This window comes from Paraburkholderia nodosa (assembly GCF_001718195.1).
In the GTDB taxonomy this organism is placed as follows: Bacteria; Pseudomonadota; Gammaproteobacteria; order Burkholderiales; family Burkholderiaceae; genus Paraburkholderia; species Paraburkholderia nodosa_A.
In genome coordinates this window covers 16,223-40,086 of the sequence record NZ_MCNV01000041.1, presented here as the reverse complement: position 1 = coordinate 40,086, position 23,864 = coordinate 16,223, and the positions used below count along the sequence as shown (strand labels likewise).

General features: G+C 59.7%; 20 protein-coding genes and 5 pseudogenes. 15 read left to right on the top strand and 10 right to left on the bottom strand.

Annotated elements, in window-relative coordinates; translation table 11 throughout:
- Positions 1–82: 82 nt before the first annotated feature.
- Positions 83–645: pseudogene (locus BFD71_RS36355) on the top strand (IS6 family transposase); the annotation flags it as partial.
- Between the two features lie 530 nt (positions 646–1,175).
- Here BFD71_RS36355 and BFD71_RS36350 read toward each other — a convergent pair.
- Positions 1,176–1,664 carry an Lrp/AsnC family transcriptional regulator gene (locus tag BFD71_RS36350; RefSeq protein ID WP_069269032.1) on the bottom strand — a complete coding sequence of 163 codons (489 nt, stop codon included), beginning with the start codon at positions 1,662–1,664 and terminating at the stop codon, positions 1,176–1,178.
- Between the two features lie 159 nt (positions 1,665–1,823).
- Here BFD71_RS36350 and BFD71_RS36345 point away from each other — a divergent pair, with 159 nt between their 5' ends.
- The 4 genes and pseudogenes from BFD71_RS36345 to BFD71_RS43105 form a co-directional block, all read left to right on the top strand.
- Positions 1,824–2,960 carry a branched-chain amino acid ABC transporter substrate-binding protein gene (locus tag BFD71_RS36345; RefSeq protein ID WP_069269031.1) on the top strand — a complete coding sequence of 379 codons (1,137 nt, stop codon included), beginning with the start codon at positions 1,824–1,826 and terminating at the stop codon, positions 2,958–2,960.
- A 197-nt stretch (positions 2,961–3,157) separates the two neighbouring features.
- Complete coding sequence (locus BFD71_RS36340; protein ID WP_069269030.1) at positions 3,158–4,387, top strand: diaminopropionate ammonia-lyase; 1,230 nt, start codon at positions 3,158–3,160, stop codon at positions 4,385–4,387.
- 34 nt (positions 4,388–4,421) lie between these two features.
- Entirely contained in the window at positions 4,422–5,585 is a 1,164-nt protein-coding gene (locus BFD71_RS36335) for a M20 aminoacylase family protein (protein ID WP_069269029.1), read from the top strand.
- A gap of 71 nt (positions 5,586–5,656) precedes the next feature.
- Positions 5,657–5,813, top strand: a pseudogene (locus BFD71_RS43105) (IS110 family transposase); the annotation flags it as partial.
- Positions 5,814–6,090: 277 nt separating this feature from the next.
- On the opposite strand, the gene BFD71_RS36330 reads toward BFD71_RS43105, so the two are convergent.
- The 8 genes and pseudogenes from BFD71_RS36330 to BFD71_RS36295 form a co-directional block, all read right to left on the bottom strand.
- Complete coding sequence (locus BFD71_RS36330; protein WP_069269028.1) at positions 6,091–7,089, bottom strand: AraC family transcriptional regulator; 999 nt, start codon at positions 7,087–7,089, stop codon at positions 6,091–6,093.
- A gap of 96 nt (positions 7,090–7,185) precedes the next feature.
- Positions 7,186–8,226, bottom strand: a pseudogene (gene antC / locus BFD71_RS36325) (anthranilate 1,2-dioxygenase electron transfer component AntC).
- 15 nt (positions 8,227–8,241) lie between these two features.
- Positions 8,242–8,739 carry an anthranilate 1,2-dioxygenase small subunit gene (antB, locus tag BFD71_RS36320; protein ID WP_069269027.1) on the bottom strand — a complete coding sequence of 166 codons (498 nt, stop codon included), beginning with the start codon at positions 8,737–8,739 and terminating at the stop codon, positions 8,242–8,244.
- A 3-nt stretch (positions 8,740–8,742) separates the two neighbouring features.
- Positions 8,743–9,259 (bottom strand): annotated as a pseudogene (locus tag BFD71_RS42970) (anthranilate 1,2-dioxygenase large subunit); the annotation flags it as partial.
- A 376-nt stretch (positions 9,260–9,635) separates the two neighbouring features.
- Complete coding sequence (locus BFD71_RS36310) at positions 9,636–10,748, bottom strand: cupin domain-containing protein (RefSeq protein WP_176733015.1); 1,113 nt, start codon at positions 10,746–10,748, stop codon at positions 9,636–9,638.
- 140 nt (positions 10,749–10,888) lie between these two features.
- Entirely contained in the window at positions 10,889–12,034 is a 1,146-nt protein-coding gene (locus tag BFD71_RS36305) for an aminotransferase class V-fold PLP-dependent enzyme (protein ID WP_069269026.1), read from the bottom strand.
- Between the two features lie 19 nt (positions 12,035–12,053).
- Positions 12,054–13,340, bottom strand: a complete 1,287-nt coding sequence (locus tag BFD71_RS36300; RefSeq protein ID WP_069269025.1) for an MFS transporter — start codon at positions 13,338–13,340, stop codon at positions 12,054–12,056.
- A 48-nt stretch (positions 13,341–13,388) separates the two neighbouring features.
- On the bottom strand, positions 13,389–14,801 hold the full coding sequence (locus BFD71_RS36295; RefSeq protein WP_069269024.1) for a M20 family metallopeptidase: 1,413 nt from the start codon (positions 14,799–14,801) through the stop codon (positions 13,389–13,391).
- 20 nt (positions 14,802–14,821) lie between these two features.
- Here BFD71_RS36295 and BFD71_RS36290 point away from each other — a divergent pair, with 20 nt between their 5' ends.
- From BFD71_RS36290 to BFD71_RS36265, 7 genes are all read left to right on the top strand, one after another.
- Positions 14,822–15,844 (top strand): LysR family transcriptional regulator, encoded by a 1,023-nt coding sequence (locus BFD71_RS36290; protein ID WP_256095076.1) that lies wholly within the window; start codon positions 14,822–14,824, stop codon positions 15,842–15,844.
- Positions 15,845–15,988: 144 nt separating this feature from the next.
- Positions 15,989–17,143, top strand: a complete 1,155-nt coding sequence (locus tag BFD71_RS36285) for a porin (RefSeq protein WP_069269022.1) — start codon at positions 15,989–15,991, stop codon at positions 17,141–17,143.
- 95 nt (positions 17,144–17,238) lie between these two features.
- Complete coding sequence (locus tag BFD71_RS42755; protein ID WP_069269021.1) at positions 17,239–18,798, top strand: methyl-accepting chemotaxis protein; 1,560 nt, start codon at positions 17,239–17,241, stop codon at positions 18,796–18,798.
- Between the two features lie 129 nt (positions 18,799–18,927).
- Positions 18,928–20,178, top strand: coding sequence for a kynureninase (gene kynU, locus BFD71_RS36275; protein WP_069269020.1), 1,251 nt, complete (start codon positions 18,928–18,930; stop codon positions 20,176–20,178).
- A 300-nt stretch (positions 20,179–20,478) separates the two neighbouring features.
- The gene (locus BFD71_RS41065; protein WP_141710932.1) at positions 20,479–20,646 is read left to right on the top strand and encodes a DUF4158 domain-containing protein; all 168 of its coding nucleotides are present in this window, start codon (positions 20,479–20,481) and stop codon (positions 20,644–20,646) included.
- A gap of 29 nt (positions 20,647–20,675) precedes the next feature.
- Positions 20,676–20,885 carry a hypothetical protein gene (locus tag BFD71_RS36270; protein ID WP_141710931.1) on the top strand — a complete coding sequence of 70 codons (210 nt, stop codon included), beginning with the start codon at positions 20,676–20,678 and terminating at the stop codon, positions 20,883–20,885.
- A gap of 75 nt (positions 20,886–20,960) precedes the next feature.
- Positions 20,961–21,311, top strand: coding sequence for a hypothetical protein (locus BFD71_RS36265; protein WP_141710930.1), 351 nt, complete (start codon positions 20,961–20,963; stop codon positions 21,309–21,311).
- Between the two features lie 458 nt (positions 21,312–21,769).
- Here the strand turns inward: BFD71_RS36265 and BFD71_RS36260 are convergent.
- Positions 21,770–22,435 (bottom strand): annotated as a pseudogene (locus tag BFD71_RS36260) (IS110 family transposase); the annotation flags it as partial.
- 261 nt (positions 22,436–22,696) lie between these two features.
- Between BFD71_RS36260 and BFD71_RS36255 the strand changes: the two are divergent.
- From BFD71_RS36255 to tnpB, 3 genes are all read left to right on the top strand, one after another.
- Entirely contained in the window at positions 22,697–22,921 is a 225-nt protein-coding gene (locus tag BFD71_RS36255; RefSeq protein ID WP_069269017.1) for a hypothetical protein, read from the top strand.
- An 80-nt stretch (positions 22,922–23,001) separates the two neighbouring features.
- The gene (locus tag BFD71_RS36250; RefSeq protein WP_069269016.1) at positions 23,002–23,517 is read left to right on the top strand and encodes a transposase; all 516 of its coding nucleotides are present in this window, start codon (positions 23,002–23,004) and stop codon (positions 23,515–23,517) included.
- Positions 23,493–23,846 carry an IS66 family insertion sequence element accessory protein TnpB gene (tnpB, locus tag BFD71_RS36245; RefSeq protein ID WP_069269015.1) on the top strand — a complete coding sequence of 118 codons (354 nt, stop codon included), beginning with the start codon at positions 23,493–23,495 and terminating at the stop codon, positions 23,844–23,846. Before BFD71_RS36250 ends, tnpB begins: the two co-directional genes overlap by 25 nt.
- The last annotated feature ends 18 nt before the right edge of the window (positions 23,847–23,864 follow it).

Genomic DNA, 23,864 nt, shown 5'->3' with positions numbered 1-23,864 from the left:
GGACATTTGTTATTCCTTTCGGTTCTATTGCAATAGCAGAGGCTGGTATGCTGCGGGACCTTACCGAATGCTGTGAACGACAATGAAAGCCCTGAGTCCGGCGGTAGCCAAAGTGCTGCAGCGGTTGCACTATCCGCTCGAGATAATGTTGGTGTGCGTGCGTTGGTACGTGGCCTACCCGCTGAGCTTGCGCAATCTTCAGGAGATGAGGGCCGAACGCGGGATCGCGGTCGATCATTCGACCGTGCACCGGTGGTGCCATCAAGCTTCTGCCGGTACTTGAAAAGGCGTTCCGCCGCTGCAAGCGCCCGGTCGGCAAGAGCTGGCGGGTGGACGAGACGTACGCCAAGGTGCGTGGCCAGTGGAAATACCTTTATCGCGCTGGGGACAAGGCCGGAAAGACGGTGGATTTCCTGCTTCGAGCCCATCGTGACAAGGCTGCCGCCCGTCGCTATTTCGAGAAAGCCATCGACCAGAACGGCGAGCCGGAGACCATCACTATGGATAAGAGCGGCGCCAATCTGGATGCCCTGCACGCCATCAATGCCGAACGGGAAGCGCCCATCAAGATCCGCCAGGTCAAATATCAACGTTGTCTAACGGGACCATCGCTCCATCAAACGGATTGTCAAACCCATATCTGGAGGAGTTCTGTGACGCCTGCAGGCTCATGGGCTCCGCACGACGCGCTTTCGGGGGCCTACCGGCCAATGAGTCGGACAACAATGAGCCGGACAATTCCGCAGACATCCGCATGCTGGCGAGAGCACTCAACGAGGCCACGTACCGGTAGCTCACGTAACAGGTAGTCCTGCTAATGGCACAGGGATATGTTGACGCCTCGCGTGTAGTTGAGCTGCACGTACCAAGCGAGGGGCACTTAAATCTTCAATCAATCTTTTTTCAAACTTCGTCGGCCGCCTGCGTAAGCGCGCTTGGAAATCTGGTTGCATGGATAGCGCGTTGAACATCGCGTACACGCGGGAGCAGAAGCACCGTCACACCGTCTACGGACGCAAGACTAAGGGTATCGGCCAACTCAGTGTGCCAAGTGGTTGGTCGTGTTGCCGAAGCTCGTGCAGTTCGTGTTGACGGGCCTATTCGTTGCGTAGATAGCTTACCTTGAAGAAGAGATGTGCACTTCTGGGTGGCGGTTGACCAATCGGGAGACAGGCCTACTTCGTCCGACCGAGTGGCACATCGAGCGTTATTTTGACCCGCTCCATCGCGACAAAGGTACGGAAGCTTCGAACGTTTCCCTCCGCGAAGAACAGCGCCCGCGTTAGGGCCGTGTACTCCGCCATGTCCCGCGTGCAGAAAATCAGGATGAAGTCGACGTCGCCGGTCACGTAATAGCACTGCTGGACTTGCTCGCAGGCATCGAACCGTGCCTTCATCGCATCGAGCAACTCTATCGCCTCACTCTCCGCGGAAACGTGAGTGATTATCGTGACCCGGGAACCGAGCGCATCGGGATTCAGTAAGCTGCGGTCCGCAGCAATAACGCCAGCACTTCTAAGCTTCTGGAGCCTTCGCGCCACGGACGGGACGGACAGGTTCACTTCATGCCCGATCTCACGATGGGGCATCTGATTGTTCCGTTGCACGATTGCGAGGATCCGCAAATCGAAAGCGTCTAGCTCGACATCTCGAAGATTCGACATGAGAATTTTTCTCGAAACGTGGGCGCAAAAGAATAAATACTAACGGTTTACTCGCAATAAACTGTTCATGTCAAGTGCTTTCGGTCACCGCTGCTAGAGCAGCTGACGGCTGGGGACTTCGGCACCCTCCCACCCCGTTTCGTATTCCCACCGAAGATCATGAAAACCAGACAACTTTTCAACACGTTGATGGCGGTTTCAATTGGCGCATCTGCATCGGCGGCCGACGCAGACGTTACCGTCAAAATTGGCCAGGTTTCGCCTCTGACTGGCGAGCTCGCACACATCGGAAAGGATGACGAGAACGGAGTACGGCTTGCAATCGAGGACTTGAATACCAGGAAGCTGAAAATCGGCGGCCACTCGATCACCTTCGAGCTAGATTCGCAAGATGACGCCGCCGACCCGAAGACCGCAGTGACGGTCGCGCAGAAGCTAGTAGACGACCGTGTTGCCGGCGTCGTGGGGCATGCCAACTCCGGCACATCGATTCCCGCTTCGAGGATTTACGCAGGCGCTGGAATTCCGATGATTACCGAATCGGCTACTAATCCATTGCTGACCCAGCAAGGACTCAAGTCGGTGTTTCGAATGGTCGCAAACGATGTCCGCCAAGGCTCGGTCATCGGAACTTATCTGGTACGAGACCTGAAAGCTCCCAGGGTTGCAATCGTGGACGACCGTACAGCGTACGGCCAGGGCCTCGCTGACCAGATTGAGAAGGCGGTGCAGTCCGCCGGCGGTACCGTCGTCGACCGCGAATTCGGGACCGACAAGACAACCAACTGGATGGCGGTTCTCACGACGATCAAAAATCGCAGACCTGATGCCGTTGCTTTCACGGGTGGCGACACGCAGGCGGCCGCCTTTATACAACAAATGCGTCGGCTCGGAATGAAGGTCAAGTTCATTGCCGGCGACGAAGCGTGCACGCCGCAGTTCATTGCCCTCGGCGGCTCATCAATGACCAACGATATGTATTGCACACTCGCCGGCGTACCGCCTTCTCAGATGCCACAAGGCCCGGCATTCTTCAAACGGTTCGAACAAAGGTTCAAGACGCCGGTTCAGCTTTACGCTCCCTATGCATACGACGCAGTCATGACCATGGCAACCGCTATGCAAGCAGCCAACTCTACCGACCCGAAAGTTTACCTGGCGCAATTGCGGTCGGTGAAGGTTGACGGGGTGACCGGCCCCATTCAGTTCGATGAAGCAGGTGACATCCGCAACGGTGCAATCACGGTACGGCAGTTTGACAACAACGTCTGGAACGACAAGTCGGTAGTCCGCTAACCCGAACGCGCAGTTGGGTGCGGCGGTGCCATAATGCCTCCAGCACCCCATGCGAGAAATTTTCTCGATTTGTGCCGAGTTTTAGATCTCAAATAAACAAAGCATTGCAATATTATTCCTGCTGTTCCACCGAGCCAGCACTTGGACGTTGGCAATAGAAATACGGCATATCGGATGCCTCCCTGGAGCTCTTCTCAATGTTGACTGCAAATTCCCGCGCGTCCAAAGGGCCGTACCCAGATGAACTCAAAAGCATTCTGAACATTCGGGCGGCAGACGAAAGCGGCGCCTGGCTAGCCGATTGGGACCAGATCTCTCGTTCAGCGACGCCGCTCTGGGACCTCCCGGACGCCGCGGCAGCATTGGGCGTCGCACGCATCAGCCTGAAGGACGAAGGCTTCCGCTCGCCGCTTGGCAGCTTCAAAGCGTTAGGCGCGCCCATCGCACTCGTGCGGTTGATTCTTCGGCACTGGCACACTCATAGCCTGAATCCGGCCGGTCTTCTTCGCGGGCAATATGCCGGGATGTTTTCGAACCTGACTGTTATCAGCGCCACCGATGGTAATCACGGAAAGTCATTGGCAGCCGCCGCACGCGACATCGGTTGTCGGTGTGTCATCGTCCTTCACGCCAACGTCAGCGTAGAACGGGAGCAGGCCATCGCTTTGTACGGCGCGAAGATTATTCGCATCGCGGGTAGCTACGATGAATCGGTTGAGCATGCGGCAGCACTGGCGGCCCAAAATGGTTGGCACGTTGTCTCAGACACGTCCTACGAAGGCTACGAAGCGATTCCTCGGGATGTGATGCAGGGATATGGCGTGATTGCCGCTGAAACAATACGGCAGCTCGGCAGTTCCACCCTTTCGCAACCAATCACCCACGTATTCCTGCAAGGAGGCGTCGGTGGTCTCGCAGCAGGCGTCGCGAGTTATCTCTGGGAGCACGCCGAAGCGCGGCGGCCCCGATTCGTTGTCGTCGAGCCTCAGCAGGCAGACTGTCTTTATCAAAGCGCCATCGCAGGCTACGCCACGAAAGCGACTGGCTCCGTTGATTCGGTCATGGCCGGCCTCGCCTGCGGAGAGACATCCCCCTTGGCCTGGAAAATTCTCGAGCGGTGCGTCGACCATTTCATGACCATCAGTGACGATGACGCGGTGGCAGCAATGCGTTCACTTGCCGCTGGCAGCGACCGTGACGCTCCTTTAGTGGTTGGAGAGTCCGGTGCCGCGGGATTCGCGGGCCTGAGCGTGCTCATGCAAAACCCGGCCCTTGCCCAGCAGGTAGGACTTGGACCCGACTCACACGTGCTGGCCATCAATACCGAGGGTGCCACGGCGCCCGCAGTGTATCGAGACCTCGTTGGCGAGTCGGCGGAAGCCGTTCTTGCGCGCCAGAGCGAGTGGCAAAAATCGCTCGAGCACTGACATCCAATCACCGCCTCAAATCGAGGACCGCACCATGGAAATGTCCCTACAAGAGCGCCTGAAGAACTGGCGACATCAGTTCCACAAGAATCCCGAAACAGGCTTCGAAGAAGTACAGACATCGGACTACGTTGCCAGTGTTCTGAAGACACTCGGCCTCGAGGTTCATCGCAACATTGGCGGAACCGGGATGGTCGCCAACTTGAAGATTGGCAACGGGAAACGGGTTATCGGCCTTCGCGCCGAAATGGATGCACTAAACATCACCGAGAATGCGCCCGGCAGACCTTACGCATCGTGTATTCCGGGGAAAATGCACGCATGCGGTCACGACGGACACATGGCGATGATTCTCGGCGCAGCGCAACTTCTCGCGGAGCGAAAAGACTTTGACGGCATGGTTCGCTTCATTTTCCAGCCCGCCGAAGAACACGGACGTGGCGCGAAAGCGATGATGCAAGACGGGTTGTTCGAACGGTTTCCTGTCGACGCCATTTTCGGCGCGCACAACATGCCCGGGATGCCCGCAGGCAGCTTCGCAACACGTCCGAACGGCATTATGGCCAGCGAAGACAACTTCGTCATTCACATCAAGGCAAGAGGCACGCACGCAGCACGGCCTCATATGGGCGTCGACCCCATTGTCATTGCCTCGCAAATTGTGCTCGGTCTCCAGACGATTATTTCGCGCAATTTGGACCCAAGCCTGTCCGCAGTCATCTCGTGTACTGAGATAGTTACGGACGGTCTTAGAAACGTCATTCCTTCGAATGTCATCATCAAAGGCGACACGCGCAGCTACGCCCCAGAAGTGCAGAAGCTGCTGATGATCCGGATGAGGGAAGTCAGTGAGGGCATCTGCCGTACACACGGAGCCGAGTGCGACTTCCAGTACACGCATGAGTTCGTCCCGACCGTGAATACACCAGAGCTTGTTGATGTAGCGGTTTCAGCCGCTTCGCATGTCGTTGGCGCGGAGAATGTGGACGCCAACGTTCAGCCTATGATGATCTCGGAGGACTTCGGTGCGTTTCTGCAGGTTGTACCGGGAAATTTCATCTTCATCGGCAACGGAACGGAGCCCCAAAACGGCGGCGTTCCTCTGCACAACGCTACCTACGATTTCAACGACGACATACTGTCAGTCGGATCGCGATACTTTGCTGAGATTGCGCGACGGCAATTGCCGGCACGCTGACAGCTCGCCACGCGCGGTGGCCGCTAAACACATGTTAGCGGCCACACGTTGGGACGTTTCTCGAAGGGCCGAATCCGCAGTCGTCATGCATCTGGCTTCAAGAGCTGATGGCTCGACGCGGGCCATAACTGCGCAGCAGCGGTCGCACTGGCCAACAGGAACGCGCGGATCATCCAGGCACTGCTCAGCAGCGAAGCGACTTATATGACGAGAACCGCGGCAACATAACCTCCCAAAGCCGCCGGTAAGGAGCCCCCACCCAGGTTTGCGAAGCTTCTCAAAGTGATGACGAAATAGGTTGAACCAGCATCCTGAAGCCTGTTTTTCGTGCCGGCTGCCACTCGTGGCAAGCCGCGATTTTGCTAAGGACGGGGTGCTCGGATCTCATCAAGGCTGCGGGCGTGCTTCGGCAACCGCCCATCCCACGGCGCTGTATACGTCGGAGCGACGTCTCTACTGTCTCCCAGTCATCATAGTTGGCAATCTACACGCAATTAATATTCACTTAGCGTCTTGTCACCCGCTTGAGTGTTTGCGACGGTGTTTCGCCGAAACGGGCCTTGTAGTCGTTGGAAAAGCGTCCGAGATGCGAAAAACCCCAGCTCATCGCAATGGAAGAAACGTTACGCTCGGAGCAGTCGGAAAGAATCTCACGCCGCACTGCTTCGAGCCGATGCCACTTCAGATATGCCATGGGCGCATGCCCGAAGTGTTGCCGAAAGCCACCAAACAGCTTGTAGCGCGACACACCGGCCGCGCGCTCGATGTCTTCGAGCGCAATGTCCTCACGGGCGTTGTCGTGGATGAACTGCTTCGCTCGCAACAGATAGTGCGGACATGAGGGGCCCATGGCCCCCGCGAGCGCCTGCGAGTAGTTGTGCGACTGACAGAGCAACAGCCCCTTGATCAACGCTTCCTCTAAATTTCCGACCATCTGCTCATGATTGAGCAACGGCGCGGCGTGGCCCATCTCGTTCAGCAGAAACTTGACCATGCGCCACCAGGCTGCCTGATCGCCGTCGGCGGCATTCATCTGCGGCTCGAACGTCAACGGGACACCAACCGGCCGTCGCAGAAGATCTTCAAGCACCTGACGCAGGGCCTGGCTCGGGATCGCAACGATGATCTTCCGGCAGTTTCCCATGATCGTAAGGTCCTGCCTCTCATGCGGCGACAACACGAGGCCGTTGTCCTCGTCCGATAGCCACAAACGACCATGCGCGGCCAGTTCCTGCTGCCCGGTAAGCGGCAGACTCACGCTATAGCAGTTGAGCGGCGCCTCGTTATGTATGGAAACGGTGACATCGGTGCCGTATTCCACGTACCCCAACGAGCTCGCCGTCGACCGCAACACCGTGCCCGAATGGTGGAACTGCAGTTTCTTCGGGCTCCGTACCTGCAACCGATGCGGTCCGCAGATCGACGCCATCCATTCCTGCGCGCCTTCGAGGTCGTGACGCAGCGCGTCAATACCTTGGCTGTCGTTGAGAGCAGGCGCGTACATGGCGTGTCACTGAGGGCTGATGGTCACTCGATAGTAAACCACCCCGGGCGCGGAAAAGAATACAAAAAGACCCTGAATGGGTGCTGCGCCGCGACCTCACGGGACCTGCTGGGCGCCGTTGCTATCCGCGAATTTCTCGTAGTAGAGGCGGTGGTCGCCTACGCCTTCGCGCGCAAGCCATGCCCTGATGGCGTCCACCATCGGAGGCGGACCGCACACGTACATGTCGAAGGGGTTTGATTCGAGCATCCCGCGGTCGAAATGCTCCGGAATGAGGCCAGTCCTTCCCTGCCACCCGTCAGAAGGATTCGTCACCACGATGTCGCACGCGAAGTTTGCGATGCGTTGCGTGTAAGAGGCCAAACGATCGAGTTCGCACAGGTCGCGCGCGTTCGTCACACCATAGTAGAGATGCACCTTCTGGTCGCAATTACCCTTGTGAGCGAGACCGTCGAGCATACCGAGAAATGCGGACAGGCCAGTTCCACCTGCTACCATCACGAGCGGCCGCTCCACCTGCCGAAGATAGAACGTGCCGAGCGGCGCCTCGAAATCAATCGTCTGCCCCGGCGTGCAGCGCTCACGCATGTAGTTGCTCATCGCGCCGTCGGGCAGCAGACGAATCAGGAATTGCAACTGGTTGTCGTCGCCGGGCCGGCTGGCGAACGAATATGAACGCCACACGTCCGTGCCCGGCACCTTCAGGCGGGCGTACTGCCCCGGCAGAAAATCAAGGCGGCCCGCGTGAGCGCCTGCGTCCAGATCCAGGATCGCCGTCGTTTTGGATACCTGCCTGACGCCAGAAACCTGGCCCGTGAGCAACCGCTTTCCCCCCGCGCCGCATAGGCTCGAATCGAAGTCGAAGTAGAACGAGGCGTCGGACTGCACGCGCGTCTGACAGGACAAGATCTTACGCGCAGCCAGATCGTCGGGAGACAGTGCTTCTTCATCGACATAATCCTGCGTGTAGCTGCCCGACTCGCAGCGTCCCTGGCAGGTCCCGCACACACCTTCGCGGCAGTCGAGCGGAATGTTCACGCCGCTGCGGAGGGCGGCGTCGAGGAGGATTTCGCCTTAACGGACGTCGAAGAACACAGTTTTGCAGTCGGCAAAACTGAACGCGATCTTATGGCTCATTGTCCGCACTCCCGCCTACAGATGATAGAAGTCGAGCACGGCGTTGATCGTGTCGTTCAGCAGCAGCACGTGCTTGCGTGCGATCTTCCAGCTACCGCCCGCAGGCTGCAGCTGGTAGGTAGCACGCCCGAAGAAGTGTTCAGCCACGCCGTGCCGCGCGTAAAAGGTCGCCCAGTTGGCCTTCACTTCCAGTTCCCCGTGTTCACATTCGGCGATACGCACGTTGGTGATCTGATGCAGTGTACGTGGCAGCGGCGTGGAGGCCGCAGACTTGCCAGTGCGCAGCCGAAACACACGGTCCTCGAGCCACGTTCGGTTCGCGTAGTAGATCAGCGACATGCTGCGCTTCGGGTCGGTCGTGTACACGTGCTCGGAGCCCCGTTGAGGCACGTGAAATGTGCTGTTTTCGTCGAAGAGCTCGAGGTACTCGTCCCAACTCTGCGCATCGCAAAGCTCGGCCTTGCGATACAGAAATTGGTCGACCGATTGCTGCAGCGTTTGCGTGACAGCCATGATTCATGCCTCCTTCCCGACGTTCGATTGTTGTGCGAGGCCGCTCATGAGAAATGCCTGCCAAGCGCCATGCTGATTGACGTAAAGCCCCTCCTGCGTCAGCTCCGTGCCGCAGAGCACAGGTGCAATGCCGAGCAAGCGCGTATTCGCCGTTTCACCCGACACCCACTTGTGGTAGCCGCGCGAGATGTCGCTCCAGCGCTCGAGGCGCGCCTGGAAGCCCCGCTGCTGCTCACGGAATTCCACGAGATCGTCGGGCGTGCCCATTCCCGAGACATTGAAAAAATCTTCGAACTGACGAATGCGGTTTTCGCGATCCTGATCCGATTCGCCTTTTTATGCCGATGCACTGGCTGATGACTTCAGTCTTGTTCCAGGCGACTGGACGTACGATGCGCAACTGAGAGCTGATCTGATCCATGAAAAAGAGGCTCGGATAGACGTTCAGGTTGCGCAGCCGATGCATCATGCACTCGGCATTCTGCTGGCCGTACACCTCGACGAGGCGCGGCATGACGGTGGCATCTTCCTCGCCGTCCGGATGCCAGAGACGGTCGGCCGCTCGTATCGAGCACGCTCCGCAATAACGCCAAGGTGCGCGAAGGGGACACCGTCGCGGCGAGCATGTCGGTCATGAACGCGTGCGGCGCAGTGAAAGCGTTTGGTGTCGCAACGCCGAAGTAATTGACTTCCATTTCGGCCCGCGCATCGTCAGTGTTCTGCACCGCGATAAACGACCGCAGGCGGTTCATGCGCGCACATTGTTGACAGGCAACGCGAGACCCGGGGCGGAACGCGCAGCGTGGCCACACCCTCCCCCCCGGTCACATCGAGCGCGACGGGAATCACGCGCTCGAACTAAGGCGACGATCTCGTGCTCGAACACGAGCGACTGCTCACGCGAGTGAGAAGTCGGCTGGCAAGGTCACTTCGAGCAGTTCCAAATCGGCGCTGCAGTGCTTGAACGCATAGGGAAGCATGCCGGGGATCGCAATGCTGTCGTCTGCTCGAAGATGCCATTGGTCGTCGCCTTGCACGACATCGAGAGTTCCTGCGAGCACGAAGAAAAAGCAGAACTCCGTATCGTGCATGCGCGAAACGGCCTTGCCCTCGCCTTGCGGGCGCACCACGCGCACGCCCGCGAGGCCGTTCGTTGCCGCACCGATACCCGTGTCCGTTACGACGAAACCCGGCGATTTCCACGGACTCCACGTGCCGTTCTTTGCGACATGCCGAACAAAGCGCTGACCGTTGAAATCGTGGGCGGGATCATAGACAGCCGAAGGAAGCGCCATATCGTGGTCGGCCATCGTGATATGTTCGGCCGGACTACCGATTTCGATCACCTCTGCCCCGGCCGAACTTTCCAGCACGCGGTGCCGGATCTCCGGCGGCTGAAGCACGCAATCGCCCGCTTCCAGAATGAACGGATCGCCTTGCCCCTCGTAGACGACCCGAACCCAGCCCTTGCGGCAGAAAATCGTCTGAAAACGGATCTTGTGGAAGTGCACGTAATCGGGAACGGGGCCGCCACCGAGGATCCGAATATGTGATGCGATAAACGCACCTCCGTGCCGGTTTGGCAGCAGGTCGCGGTAACGCAGGCCCGCACGACCGACGGTCCACGGTGCCCCATCCTGCGCACGAGAAAACACGAGTTCCTGTCTGTTGACAGGCTGCTTCATGCGAGGCTCGGCCGGGACGAGCCTGACCTCGACGCCGTTCGGCGCGGTCAGTGTTCGCGTATCGTCGCCGAGTTGAAACTCGTCGTCGCACAGCACGTCGAGCTTCGTCACCCCGCCGACGAGGTCTACACCGAGGCGCAACCTGATATTGCAGCCCGACAGGATCGCCGTGCGAGGACTGTCAGCGGGAAAAATGGCATCGATGCGGAAGCCGAGACGTTCGATAAAGAACTGCGTCGTCGCGGCCAGATCGGTACACGACATCGGGACGAGAAAGCCGCGAATACCGGTCAGCGGAGCGGGAAGAAACGATGGACTGGTCATGATCATGATCCTGAGCTGAAGAGCGGGGTTTCACAAATGCAGCGGTGCAGCAACTGGCATCCGGGGCGGCCCCGTCAGGACGCACGACACGCCTTCTGCGCGCGGCGCATTTGACCGCACTACATGCGGCGCTTTCGCTTTCATCGCGGCAGCCGCGCAGCGAGACGTTCGATGCCCGCCACCGTCGTGCACGCACCGGGCGACAGCCGCAACGTGCGGCCGCGCGAGTCGACCAGGATATGCTGCGAAGCGAGCTTCGCCACGACCTCCTGAGGATCCAGATGTGCGGGCGTCCGCACCATGACACTGCCACCGCGAGATGCATCGTCGCGTGGCGACAACAGCGCGTAGCCGAGACCGCCGGTGATTTCGACAAGTTGATGGCACAACGACAGGTTCTGCGCGCGCAGCTTGCCCGGCGGCTGCGCAAGCAGCCAGTCGAAGCCCGGCTTCGATGCGACGAACGGCAGCAGCGACGGTGTGCCCGTGTCGAACCGGCGTGCGTCGGGCGCATACGAAAACGCATCGAGGTTCCAGTTGAACGGGTCGGCCTGACTGAACCAGCCGCGCACGCAAGGTGTGACGGCGGACGTCAGCAGATGCGGCGCGACATACCCAAGACCCGATCCCGGCGCGCCGCACAGCCATTTGAGCGTGGAGCCGCAGACGAAATCGAACGGTATCTCACGCAGATTGAACGGCAGGATGCCCGCGCCCTGCGTGATGTCGACCGCGACAATGCTGCCCGTGGTTCGCGCGTGCGCAGCGAGCGCGGCCAGATCGACGCGTTTGGACGTCAGCGACGATACCCACGTGATCAGCGCGAGCCCAACATGCGCATCCCACGCCGCGACGAAGTCCTCGTCGCGAACGTAGGCTTCACCGGCGCGCACCGGCACCGTTTTCAACGTGAAGCCGCGCCGTGCCGCAACACCGTTCAACAGGAAGTGCAGGCTCGGAAAACAGTCGGCGGCAATCAGTACCGTGCGTGCGCGCAAGGCCGCATCGTCGAGACCGTCGATGAAACGTGCGAAGACGTCGGTGACATTTTGCGCGCCGAATACGTGCGCGGCGTCTGCGCCGATCAGCGTCGCCCAGTTCGACAGCAGCGCGTCACGCGCACCGAGCCCGACGCTCCAGCGTCGTTCGTCGGGTGCATACCAGTCGGATGTGAAGCGTGCGAGCGCCGCCGTCACGGCCTCCCGTTGGCCGGGGAATACACCAACCGAGTGGTACATCATCCAGCCACTGAAGTCGCTGTCCTGCGCGGTAGAAAATAAAGTCATGTCAGCGCTTCGCTTCGAACTAGATGTGTTTGACGATGAACCGATGATAGATGCCGATGCATATGAGGCTGAGCACGGCGCAGCCCATCAGATAGATGCTCGGCGATACGGGATCGTGCGTCCAGCCGATCATGGCCGTCACGAGCCACGGCGTGAATCCTCCAAACACCATGACGCCGATGTTATAGCTGAAGCCGAGTCCCGTGCTGCGCAGCGAGGCGGGAAAGAGCGACGACAGCACCGCTGCGAGCGGACCGAAGTAGATTGCCTTCAAGACGCCCGCCAGCATCATTATCGACATCAGCACTGACAGAGAGGGCGCCGCCAGTAGCCATCGGAAGCAGGGATAGATGGTCAGCAGCGTGAGAATCGCGGAGACCGTCATCATCCGGCTGCGTCCATATTTGTCGGCGAGATGCCCCATGAACGGCGTTAACACCATCAGGATCGCGCCCGTCAGCACCGTCGCCGCAAAACCCGTCGACGCTGGCAGATGCAACTGCTTCACGGCATACGTCGGCATAAAGAGAATCATCAGATAACTGGCCGCCGTGGACACCGCCATGATGCCTGCCGCAAGCAGGACGCGCCCCTTGTGACTCACGAGCAGATCTCGAATGGGCGCTGCATGTTTCGCCGCTGAAGGCTGCAGCGTGTCGTCAATGTGACGGCGAATATAGAGACCGACGGGCGCTACCAAAAGGCCGAAAGCAAACGGAACGCGCCATCCCCACGCTTCGATCTGATCCGTCGAAAGCTGGCTGCTGAGTGCGAGGCCCGCGAACGAAGCAAGCACTGTGGCCATACCCTGGCTCGAAAACTGCCAACTTCCAAGGAAAGACTTTCGTGTGGACTTCTGTTCGATCATCAGCGCGGTGCCGCTGCCGAACTCGCCGCCTGTCGAAAAGGAGATCAGCACGCGCGCCAGCATGAGGCCAATGGGCGCGCCCAGGCCGATGCTTGCGTAGGTCGGAATCAGCGCACAGATCAGCGTGCCGAGCGTGGTGAGCCAAAGCGATGCGAGCAGTCCCGCCTTGCGGCCGTGCCGGTCCGCATAGCGTCCGAGAACCAGCGCGCCGAGCGGACGGAAAATATACGAAAGCCCGAACGTGCCGAAGGTCAGCAGCAGCGACACCGTTTCGTCATGCGCGGGGAAAAAGAGCTTCGACAGCGTGACGGCGAAGAAGCCATACGCTGCGAAGTCGAACCATTCGAGCGCGTTGCCGACGCTGCTCGCGACGATAAGGCGCTTCAGTGGCCGGTTGTCCTGGCGCACAGCACGTCCTTCAGTAGCAACAGATTGCATGATCTTGAGACCCGGAAGAAAGACTGCTTGAGAGTGGGACTACTGCCATTAGCGCTTCGTCGAAGCCCGGAGCGTCTCGCGAACCGTGTGCCCCGATTCCCCCATATCCCAGAACAGGCCGGCCATGATTTGCAGCGACTCGTGCGCAACACTCCCCAGCAGATGTTCATCGGGAGCGTGCTGGCGGCAGTTCGGATAAGAGTGCGGGATCCAGACGGTCGCGAGCCCCAGCGTCGTCGCGAAGCACTCGTTAGGGATCGTGCCGCCGAGATTCGGCAGGATGGTCACCGGCTTGCCAGAGGTTGCTGCAATCGAGGCTTCCGCCCACTTCGACCACGGATGATCAGGATCGAGCCGCGTCGCGCTGCCCGACGCTTCGATCGTCACGTCGACGTTCTCGAAACCTTCGCGGCGCAAATGCGCGATCAGCAATTCGCGCGCGTTCAACCAATCCGTGCCGACCACGAAGCGCAACTGGCACACCGCTTCCGCGCTGCCCGGAATCGCGCTGACTGTCCGGCCGACGTTGCCTGCCTGCATCGCCAGCACTTCCAGCGTGTTCCATGCGTACACCCGCTCCGCATCACTAAGACCGGGTTCGCCCCACCCCTGTGACAACGGCGGATCGCCTTCGTCGGCACCCACTTCGAGACTCGCGACGAGCTCGCGCACGCGCGGCGGAATCGGCGGCGGCAACAGGCCGTTGACGCGAATCCGGCCACTGCCATCAACAAGGCTCGCAAGCGCATTCGCCAGCACGGTCGCGGGATTGGCCAGCACGCCGCCCCAGTTGCCCGAGTGACGCGCGCCAAATGCATTCGACACGCGCAGCCGGAAATGCAATGCGCCTCGCGACCCAAGAAACATCGTCGGTGCAGCAGCGCGTTGTCGCGGTCCGTCGGAGGCGATGAGCAGATCGGCAGCCAGCCGGTCCGCATACCGCGCGCATACCGCGTCGAGTCCCGGCGACCCGACTTCTTCCCCCATTTCGATGATCACCTTCGCGTTGAAGCCAAGCCTGCCGCGCGTGGCAAGTACCGACGCAAGAGCCGCCAGATTGATCGAATGTTGCCCCTTGTTGTCTGCCGTGCCGCGGCCGTACCAGCTGTCCCCGTCTGTGCACAGCTCCCACGGGGAACGCGCGTCTGTCCAGTTGGCTGCGTCGCCGTTGACTACGTCGCCGTGACCGTAGATCAGCACCGTGGGCAGTCCGACCGCTTCCACGCGCTCGCCGATCAGCATCGGCGGCATGCCTGCTTCAGGGTTTTCCACGATGTCGCACGTGAATCCCATAGCGCCTAGCGCGGGAGCGATCTCATCGGACAAATAGCCAGTCAGCGCAGCCTGTGCATCCGGGTTCTGGCTCTCCGTGCGAAGGCCGACGCGACGGCGCAATACCGCTTGGAACGCTCCGCTTTCGAAGTGACGGGAGACGTGCGAGATGGCTTCTGAGCGGCTCATGTTCTGGAATCAAAGAATCGATGTCCCCAGAGTACCCGGGTAAACAATCTTTTGTATTCGCAATCAATCAACGTATATTTGCGGAAATCGCAACCCTGTATGCCAGGTCCGAAATGCGCAACCTGCTGGATTCGTCGCTGTATTACTTCTCAGTCGTGGCACAGAGTGGATCGCTGACGGCTGCCACCGAAAAGCTCGGCGCAACTGTGTCAGCGTTGAGCCGCCATATCGCGAAGCTCGAAGGCGACGTCGGCGCGCCGCTTTTCGAACGACACGCGCGTGGCATGGTGCTGTCTGACGCTGGCCGAATGCTGTTGCGCTATGCGCAAAATAGCCTTACGGATGCCGAGGCCGTGATGAGCGCGATTCACGGCGACCAGAGGCGGCGACAGCGCAAGATCAAGATTGCATGCACCGAAGGCTTTGCCCTCGATTTCCTGCCGAACTCGCTCGCAGCGTTCTACAAGCTGTACCCAGAGGCCGTGGTCGTGATCGAGGTCACATCGTCTGATAACGCAAGCCGCATGCTGGTCGATGGGGATGCGTCGATCGCGCTTTCGTTCAGCCTGAAGCCCGAACCGGATGTGGTTGCTCGTCTTACGCTTCCCGCGCCCGTCATGGCGCTGATGTCGAGAGACCACCCGCTTGCGGGTCAAAAATCGCTTACATTGCCAGACCTCCACCTCCACCCGGTTTTGTTGCAGGACACCGGTACGACGGTTCGCCAGTTGTTTGACATCGCCTGCAACGTTGAAGGATTTGAGGTTGTGACACCGATCACGAGCCGCTACGTTGCGTCACTGTACCGGTTTACCCAGGTGATTCCGAACGCCATCATGCTGACTGGCTTTGTCTCGGTCGCGAACCGCATGGATTCCGACGGTCTGGTCGCAATCCCGTTCGCCAATGCACTGCTGCAACAGCGTCGCCTGCAGGTCAAAACGTCATCGACGCGCCCATTGACCGGGCTCGCCACCCTCTGTCTCGATCATCTGGTCGCAGACCTGCGGCGGACAAACGATCGGCATCCCCCCTCGGCATAGCAAAGCTTTGCGAAAGGCGCAAAGCGAGTTTGTTTGATTTCGAATACGCCAGGAGAACAGAGGCAGTAGAGTGCGCCAACGCTGACATCGCGGGTCACACGCGAAGCGTCTATTCCGTCTGTTCAAATTCACCTGGAGATCACTGTGAGAAAGAGTCTGCTTGCCGGCGCGGCAATGATGTCCTTATTTGGTCACGCCTACGCACAAAGCAGCGTATCGCTGTATGGCATTGTCGATGCGGGCTTCGCTTTCAATAATAATTCCGGCGGTCAAAAGCTCTACACGCTGGCGAGCGGCAACATGCAAGGCAGCCGATGGGGGCTGCGTGGCGTCGAAGACCTCGGCAATGGACTCAAGACGCTGTTCACCGTCGAGAACGGCTTTAGCGTGATCAACGGAAAACTGCTGCAAGGCGGAGACCTGTTCGGTCGCCAGGCCTACGTCGGACTGGCATCGGATCGCTTCGGCTCCGTCACACTGGGGCGCCAGTACGATGCGGTAGTGGATTACACGGCGCGCTTTGAATCCGCTGCACAGTGGGCAACGGGCTATGGCGCGCACCCCGGTGATCTTGACAACCTCCAGAACACCAATCGGGTGAACAACGCAATCAAGTTCAGGAGCGTCGACTACGCAGGCCTGAAATTCGGCGGACTGTACAGCTTGGGTGGCGTTGCCGGCCACCTTGGCACCAACCAGATCTGGTCCCTCGGCGCAGGTTACGACAACGGTCCGCTTTCCCTCGGCGCAGCATACCTGAATGTGCGAGACCCGAACTTCTCGTTCTTCGGCAACAATTCGACGTCCAGCACGACAGCGTCGAACATGACTGCCAGTACCGTCTATTCGGGCTATGCGTCAGCGCGCACGCAGCAGATCATCGCAGCGGGCGCAGCGTATCAGCTAGGACGGGCCACGCTTGGTGCGATGTACACCAACACCCAGTTCCGGGGTCTTGGCGCACTAAGTGCCCTGAATTCGCTGCACTATCATGGCAACGCCGCGTTCCACAATGCTGAGGTCAGCTTCAAGTATCTCGTGACCCCCGCGCTGAATCTGGGTGTCTCCTACGACTATACGAAGGGCTACGGCGTCAATCACGCGACCTATCACCAGGTCGACGCAGGTGTCGATTATTTCCTGTCGAAGCGGACCGACGTCTATATTTCCGCGATTTACCAGCATGCGACGGGAACGGACTCTACTGACAAATCGGCGGTCGCGAACATCACGGGTTTCTCAGCGTCCTCAACGGGTAATCAGTTCGTGGCGGTAACGGGAATCCGGCACAAGTTCTAGGATGTCTTCCGCGGAAGCTGGAGGAATCGACCAGGAATGGCACCATCGGTCGTGAACTCCAGCGCTTTTGCATTTTCGCTCAGACAGATCCCGTTATGCGAAACCTTCTTGCAAACGTCCGAATTGGCGTCCGACTTGGCGCTGGCTTTGCGCTCGTGCTAATCCTTCTTTGCGCGACAGGCTCCGTCGCCCTGTTCCAGACAGCTCGGGTGCACAACGGGGCAGTTCAGTTTGCCGATAGCTGGCTGCCGAAAGTCGCCGTGCTTGGGGACATTCGTACATGGGCAAACAACGTTCGCAAGTCAACGCTACGAAGTGTGCTTGAAACGGATCCCGTGCAAAAAGCATCCCAGCGCATCATGAGGGACTTTGCGCTTCGCACACTCGACGCGAAAATCGAAGCATATGGGCGACTCGTCTCGTCAGCGAAAGAGGATCAGCTCAACCAGCAAACCCGGAAGGCGTGGAAATCCTATCTGGAGATGGATAACAGACTGCTTTCGCTTTCCGAACAGGGTGAGGGAAGTTTTGCCTCGGCCCGCTCGCTCGCGACGGGAAGGTCTGCCGATGCGTTCACCGCTGTCGCCAAATTGATCGAAGCGGAAGTCCAGCTCACCAGAAGCGGAAGCCAAATTGCTCGAACCACTGCAGCAGAGGACTACCGGCTGGCCGTAGAAGTCACAATTGGGTTGATTGGATTAGCGCTTGCGGCGGGCTCTCTCACCGCACTCCTGATCACGAGGACCATTGTCCTTCCACTGCGCAAGTCAGTCTCCGTGGCGGAGACCGTCGCGTGCGGAGACCTGACCTCACGTATCGAAAGTTACGGCCGGGATGAGGTCGGACGTTTGATGCAATCATTGCGGAAGATGAACAGCCAGCTAGCGGAATTCATCACTGGCATCCACGCGACCACCGATGCAGTAACGGTAACGTCGCGAGAGATCGCTAGTGGTAATGCTGATCTATCTGCACGTACCGAGGCTCAAGCGGCGTCGCTCGAAGAAACGGCTGCCAGCATGACGCAGCTGACGGAGACAGTCAGACAGAATGCTGACAACGCGTCGCAAGCCAATCATCTCGCAATGAAGGCAGCCGTCATAGCAGACGAGAGCAACGATGCTGTGCAGGATATGGTCCGTGCGATTGGAAAGATGAACAGCAGCTCGACGCAGATTTCGGAAATTACGGCTGTTATAGAAGGGATTGCCTTCCAGACCAATATTCTTGCGCTGAATGCTGCAGTGGAGGCGGCGCGCGCTGGTGAACAGGGTCGGGGCTTCGCCGTCGTTGCGAGTGAGGTGCGCGGCCTTGCACAGCGTTCGGCTGCAGCCGCGAAGGAAATAAAGGAGTTGATCGATTCATCGGTCCAATCGATTGACCACGCGGCGAAGCAGGCAAGCGCGGTCGGTGTGACGATGGATGATGTCAAGCAGGCGATCAGGCAGGTCTCAGGCATCGTCGGTGAAATCGCTATCGCATCGGAGCAGCAAAGCCGAGGCATCGAGCAGGTGAATCAGGCGGTCCTGCAGATGGACGAGGTTACCCAGCAAAATGCTGCGCTGGTGGAGCAGTCCGCTGCGGCGGCATTTTCCCTCGATGAGCAGGCCACCAGGCTGCAGGACGCCGTGTCGGTATTCAAGATTGCGAAGTGACGTGGATGGTGTTTTTCCGGCGTCATTCGTGCAACAAACCTGCGGTACGCAGGCATTGAAACCGATGCAACCGTATCACCGCGTTCCGCACGAACGCGCTTCTCTTTCGGATGACAAGAGCGAACTATCATGAATCAACGTGAAGAAGCACTCGCACTCGATGCGGCCGACCCTCTCGCACTCTTGCGCGACCAGTTCACGCTCTCGCCGAACGTCATCTATCTGGACGGCAACTCGCTCGGCGTGCCGCCCGTCGCGGCTGCACAGCGGGCGCAGACCGTCATCGGCGCCGAATGGGGCGAAGGGCTAATCCGCAGCTGGAACGCGGCTGGCTGGTTTTCGCTGCCGCGGCGACTGGGCGACAAGCTTGCGACACTGATCGGTGCAGCGCACAACGAAGTCGTCGTCACCGATACGATTTCGATCAACCTTTTCAAGACGTTGTCGGCGGCTCTGCGGATGCAGGACAAGCGCGACCCGAAGCGCCGCGTGATCGTGTCGGAACGCTCGAATTTCCCGACTGATCTGTATATCGCGCAAGGGCTCATCAAGCAGTTGGATCGCGGCTATGAACTTCGCCTCGTCGACGATCCGTCCGAGCTGTCCGCGGCGATCACCGACGACGTCGCCGTCGCGATGATCACTCACGTCAACTACCGCACTGGCTACATGCACGACATGGCCGCACTGACGAAGCTGGTTCACGACAGGGGCGCGCTAGTGCTGTGGGATCTCGCGCACTCGGCGGGCGCCGTGCCCGTCGATCTGAACGGTGTCGGCGCGGATTGCGCGGTCGGCTGCACATACAAGTATCTGAACGGTGGTCCCGGTTCGCCTGCGTTCGCGTGGGTGCCGCGTCGTCATCAGAGTGAGTTCGAGCAGCCGCTGTCAGGCTGGTGGGGGCATCGTGCGCCGTTTGTGATGGGCCCGACATATATCGCCGACGACGGCATCGGCCGCTTTTTGTGCGGCACGCAGCCGATGGTTTCGATGGCGCTGGTCGAATGTGGACTCGATGTATTCCTGCAAACCGACATGCTGGCGATCCGCCAAAAGTCGCTTGCGCTGACCGACCTTTTCATCGAACTGATCGAGACGCGTTGCAAGGAATTTCCGCTCACGCTCGTCACGCCTCGCGCGCATGCGCAACGCGGGTCACACGCGAGCTTCGAGCATCCGCACGGCTACGAGGTGATGCAGGCGTTGATCGCGCGCGGCGTGATCGGCGACTATCGCGAGCCGCATGTGTTGCGCTTCGGTTTTACGCCGCTGTATACGCGCCACGTGGATGTGTGGGATGCCGCTGAGCGTCTGCGCCACGTGCTTACCGAAGAAACCTGGCGTGCGCCTGAATTCGCCAAGCGCGGTGCCGTGACCTGAGCGACGGCTACGTCGTCGAGATGACGCCCGTAAGAGTTGCATTGCCAAGTCGCGGTGTGGGTGGCGGCACGTCTGCTGTTTTGATGCATGGGTTAATTAATTTCGGACAGGCAGATAGCTTCTTTCGCTGTCGGTTTCGCCTCGCAGGCGGCGGGCGACAGATAACCCAGCGTGGAGTGCAAGCGCACTGGATTGTAGAAAGCGATGACGGAGGCCCGCAGTGCCTCGCCCCCCAACTGCCAAGGCGATATTGTTGGCATACGCTGAGCGGTTTCCTTTTCGGCTGCGGAGCGGACGGCGATGGAACACTGGCGGCAGACCTATCTCGGGATGCGGTCCATCCCGCACACGCTCAACGAGTTCGAGCTCGCCACGTTCTTCACGCTTTCCGCGAAGGAATGCGCGTTGATCAACGCGCGTCGCCGACACGTCTATCGCTTCGCGCTGGCGCTTCACCTTGTTGCATGACCGGTCGCACGCTCGATGCTTGCCGGTACGTGTCACGTAATCTCTGGCAGCACCTGGGGCAACAGCTCGGCATCGAACCGCCCGATCTCGGGACGATGACGTCGCTGTACGACGGCCATACCGACACGCTGGTCGAATATCAGGCCTGCGCGTACCAAGCGCTCGGCTTCGGCTCCGTGACCGAACACCAACGCCGCTACGTGATGCGCTGGCTCAAAGCCGAGCTCTCGGGCCGGTAGGATCGTAATGGTCTGCTGCACGAACTCAAACGCTGGCTCTACGAACACGGGATCCTGTTGCCGCGCGATCGCACCTTGCGGGAACTGATCGTGCAGGCCATCCGGGACGTCGAAGCCACGCACACGGGCGAGCTTACGCAGGCCGCCTTTGGCGAAGCCACACTGGATCGTTGGGGCAAGCTGCTGCCGAAGCCCCATGGCGAGGCATCGAGCCTGCAGAAATGGCTGTGGCCGGTGCCGCTGCGCAATTCGACGCGACAGATGAGCGAACTCTTGCACAAGCTCGACTATCTGGTCGAGCTCGGTGTACGGGTGCAGTGCCCCAACACATGCAACGAAGCTATCGTCCGGCAGTATGCGCTGCGCTGCGCGGACCGCAAACCCTCGGTGAGCCACCGCATCCAGCCGGCCATACGGCGGCTCTAGGCCGCCTGCTTCATGCGCTACGCGTTGTGCTCGGCAACCGACCAGCTCCTGTCGATGCTCGGCGACTGGGTCCGCAAGGCGATCAGGATAGCCAACGATCGGGGCGCCGCCTCGCGCCCGGATCTGAAGGCGCAGCTGCGCGAATTTGCCACGGCAGTCAAGGCGCTCGCAGGCAACAGGGACCTGACACGCGATGTGCTTGCCAGGCAATTGTGCGAATTGGCGGACACAGTCCTCAAACAGGATGCGCCCAGTCGGACCCGCCTGATGCGGGCACAGCTCGTCTCGAAGCGGCGCGTCGCGCATGCACTGATTGCACAGCTGCTGGACCTGCCTTTCCAGGCGCAGACCGCCCATCCCGTCATGGATGCGCTCGCCTTGCTGCGCGAGCGCTACCCGAACAAGGCGGTCGATCTGCCGGCGGACACGCAGATCCCGCTTGGACGGGCCTGGCAGCGGATGATCGCCATGGCGCGCTGCGCGCTGCTGTCTTGCTTCACGTGCGTGGCGACCTGCGCGTCGCACCAGGCGATTTGCTGGTCGAGGGCCTGCAGGTGCTCCCGGCCTCGTGCCAGCGCTGTGCGCGCGACACCGTTCAGTTCAGTGGCCCCGTCCTCCAGTGCCTCGACGAAGCGGGCACGAAATGCATTGATGCCTTGCGGCAGGAACACGCCGAACTCGACGAGTTCACCGCGCAACCGGCTGACGAGCGCGGTACGCTCCTCGACGAAACCGTTCCGCATCCGGTGCAGCAACAGCACGTTTTGCTGGTCTGCCGTTTTGACGGCCACGAAGCGCATATGCGGTCGCCCCGCGGCCTCACAGATGGCCTCGGCATCCAGCCTGTCGTTCTTCACGTGCTTGCCGCCCTTGCGGTATGGCGCAGCGAATTGCGGCGCAATCAGGCGAACCTCGCGACCAAGTGCGCGCAGCTTGCGCCCCCAGTAGTGGGCAGCGCTGCACGCTTCCATTGGGACCAGACACGGCGCAAGGTTGGCAAACCATTCGAGAAACTTCTGCCGTGAGATGGCTTTCCTGACCACCACGCGTTCCATGCTGTCCACGCCGTGCACCTGGATCAGGTTCTTGGCCAGATCCACGCCGATACGAGTAATCTTGTCCATGACTTTCCCCTTCTCAGATGGGTTGTCCAGCACCAACCATCCTGGCATATCGCTATGCCACGAGATCGGGAAAGTCCTTACTAATTCGGGTCATGTACCTGCTCGACGACACGCCGGAGAACCAGCCCGAGCCGGAAGAAGATGATGTTGCCATGCATTCGGACGACGATGCCGATAACTGACACTCGCCGGGCCTGACACGGCGACTGCGCCCGCTACGGAAGTGTCGCCGGGGCTTCTGCCCCCTCCTTGAGAACAACAATGAACAACACACCAACAACCGTCAATCTAGATTTAGGCACTCTTCTCGACGCAGATACCCTGATTCTTGCGGCAGAAACGGAAGATGATATTGGGTGCATCCTGCGTCTTCATCTCCAGGTCGAGCAGATGCTCGACTTCTATCTCAACAGAAAGCGCACGGCCGACATCGCTCCATTTGTCAGGGAACCTCGCGACTTCAGCGGAAAGCTGTCTATTTCGTAAGCGATCCATTATCGACGTCTACCCAACAGTACTCTGAGCGGGGAGCATAGGTGTCCACCTACCGTTGAAGGTGGACACCTATGGCCGACAAAGACTCAGAGTTAAAAGTAGTTCGCAAGAGTGCCGACGGCCGTCGGCGCTACGACGAGAAGAGCAAGCGGGTACTGATCGAGGCGGCGTTGCAGCCGGGCGTATCCGTGGCCCGGTTGGCGCAGGAGCACGGAGTCAATGCCAACCTGTTGCGCAAGTGGATCACGAAGTTCTTGATGGAGCGCGAGCAAGGCATCTTGCCAATACAGCACGCCGGTGATGACACCGCCTCGCCGGATGAGGTTGATGGCGTGGCCATCAACCAGTCGGATTCGCGTGAGCTCGTCGCCACCGCTGCTGCACTTGCCGCGTTCGTGCCGGTCGTTTCGATACCGACTGCGCCGGTGCCGACACCGCCGCCTTCGTCCATGGCGCTCACGCTGCATGTGCGACTGGCCAACGGTGTCGAGCTCGAGATGGGCAAAGCCATCGCGACCATCGACGAACTGACCACCCTGGTCCAGATTCTGGGGAGGATGCCGTGTTCCGGTTCGACGAAAACCTGAAGGTGTACTTGCATCGCGATCCTGTCGATTTCCGCTACGGCATGAACAGCCTCTCGATTCTCGTCGAGCAGGCCATGCATCTGAACCCGATGGATTCCTCTCTTTATATCTTCGGAAACCGCCGTCGTGACAGGGGCAAGATTATCGGCTGGGATGGAAGTGGTTTCTGGTTGATGACAAAACGCCTTGAAACAAGCCATTTTATCTGGCCCGACAGGAAGACCGAAGTCGTGGCATTAACGTCGGCGTCGCTGCACGCGCTGCTCGATGGCGATGACATCACTGCGATCCGCCGACATCCACGGGAGGAATATCTGCGCGTGAGCTGAACATGGGCAGGGCATGCG

What these genes read in the sequence shown, in the direction of transcription:
- BFD71_RS36350 (WP_069269032.1), bottom strand. Translation starts at nt 1,664, where the DNA reads ATGTCGAATCTTCGAGATGTCGAGCTAGACGCTTTCGATTTGCGGATC.
- BFD71_RS36345 (WP_069269031.1), top strand. Translation starts at nt 1,824, where the DNA reads ATGAAAACCAGACAACTTTTCAACACGTTGATGGCGGTTTCAATTGGC.
- BFD71_RS36340 (WP_069269030.1), top strand. Translation starts at nt 3,158, where the DNA reads ATGTTGACTGCAAATTCCCGCGCGTCCAAAGGGCCGTACCCAGATGAA.
- BFD71_RS36335 (WP_069269029.1), top strand. Translation starts at nt 4,422, where the DNA reads ATGGAAATGTCCCTACAAGAGCGCCTGAAGAACTGGCGACATCAGTTC.
- BFD71_RS36330 (WP_069269028.1), bottom strand. Translation starts at nt 7,089, where the DNA reads ATGTACGCGCCTGCTCTCAACGACAGCCAAGGTATTGACGCGCTGCGT.
- antB (WP_069269027.1), bottom strand. Translation starts at nt 8,739, where the DNA reads ATGGCTGTCACGCAAACGCTGCAGCAATCGGTCGACCAATTTCTGTAT.
- BFD71_RS36310 (WP_176733015.1), bottom strand. Translation starts at nt 10,748, where the DNA reads ATGACCAGTCCATCGTTTCTTCCCGCTCCGCTGACCGGTATTCGCGGC.
- BFD71_RS36305 (WP_069269026.1), bottom strand. Translation starts at nt 12,034, where the DNA reads ATGACTTTATTTTCTACCGCGCAGGACAGCGACTTCAGTGGCTGGATG.
- BFD71_RS36300 (WP_069269025.1), bottom strand. Translation starts at nt 13,340, where the DNA reads ATGCAATCTGTTGCTACTGAAGGACGTGCTGTGCGCCAGGACAACCGG.
- BFD71_RS36295 (WP_069269024.1), bottom strand. Translation starts at nt 14,801, where the DNA reads ATGAGCCGCTCAGAAGCCATCTCGCACGTCTCCCGTCACTTCGAAAGC.
- BFD71_RS36290 (WP_256095076.1), top strand. Translation starts at nt 14,822, where the DNA reads ATGTCCCCAGAGTACCCGGGTAAACAATCTTTTGTATTCGCAATCAAT.
- BFD71_RS42755 (WP_069269021.1), top strand. Translation starts at nt 17,239, where the DNA reads ATGCGAAACCTTCTTGCAAACGTCCGAATTGGCGTCCGACTTGGCGCT.
- kynU (WP_069269020.1), top strand. Translation starts at nt 18,928, where the DNA reads ATGAATCAACGTGAAGAAGCACTCGCACTCGATGCGGCCGACCCTCTC.
- BFD71_RS41065 (WP_141710932.1), top strand. Translation starts at nt 20,479, where the DNA reads ATGGAACACTGGCGGCAGACCTATCTCGGGATGCGGTCCATCCCGCAC.
- BFD71_RS36255 (WP_069269017.1), top strand. Translation starts at nt 22,697, where the DNA reads ATGAACAACACACCAACAACCGTCAATCTAGATTTAGGCACTCTTCTC.
- BFD71_RS36250 (WP_069269016.1), top strand. Translation starts at nt 23,002, where the DNA reads ATGGCCGACAAAGACTCAGAGTTAAAAGTAGTTCGCAAGAGTGCCGAC.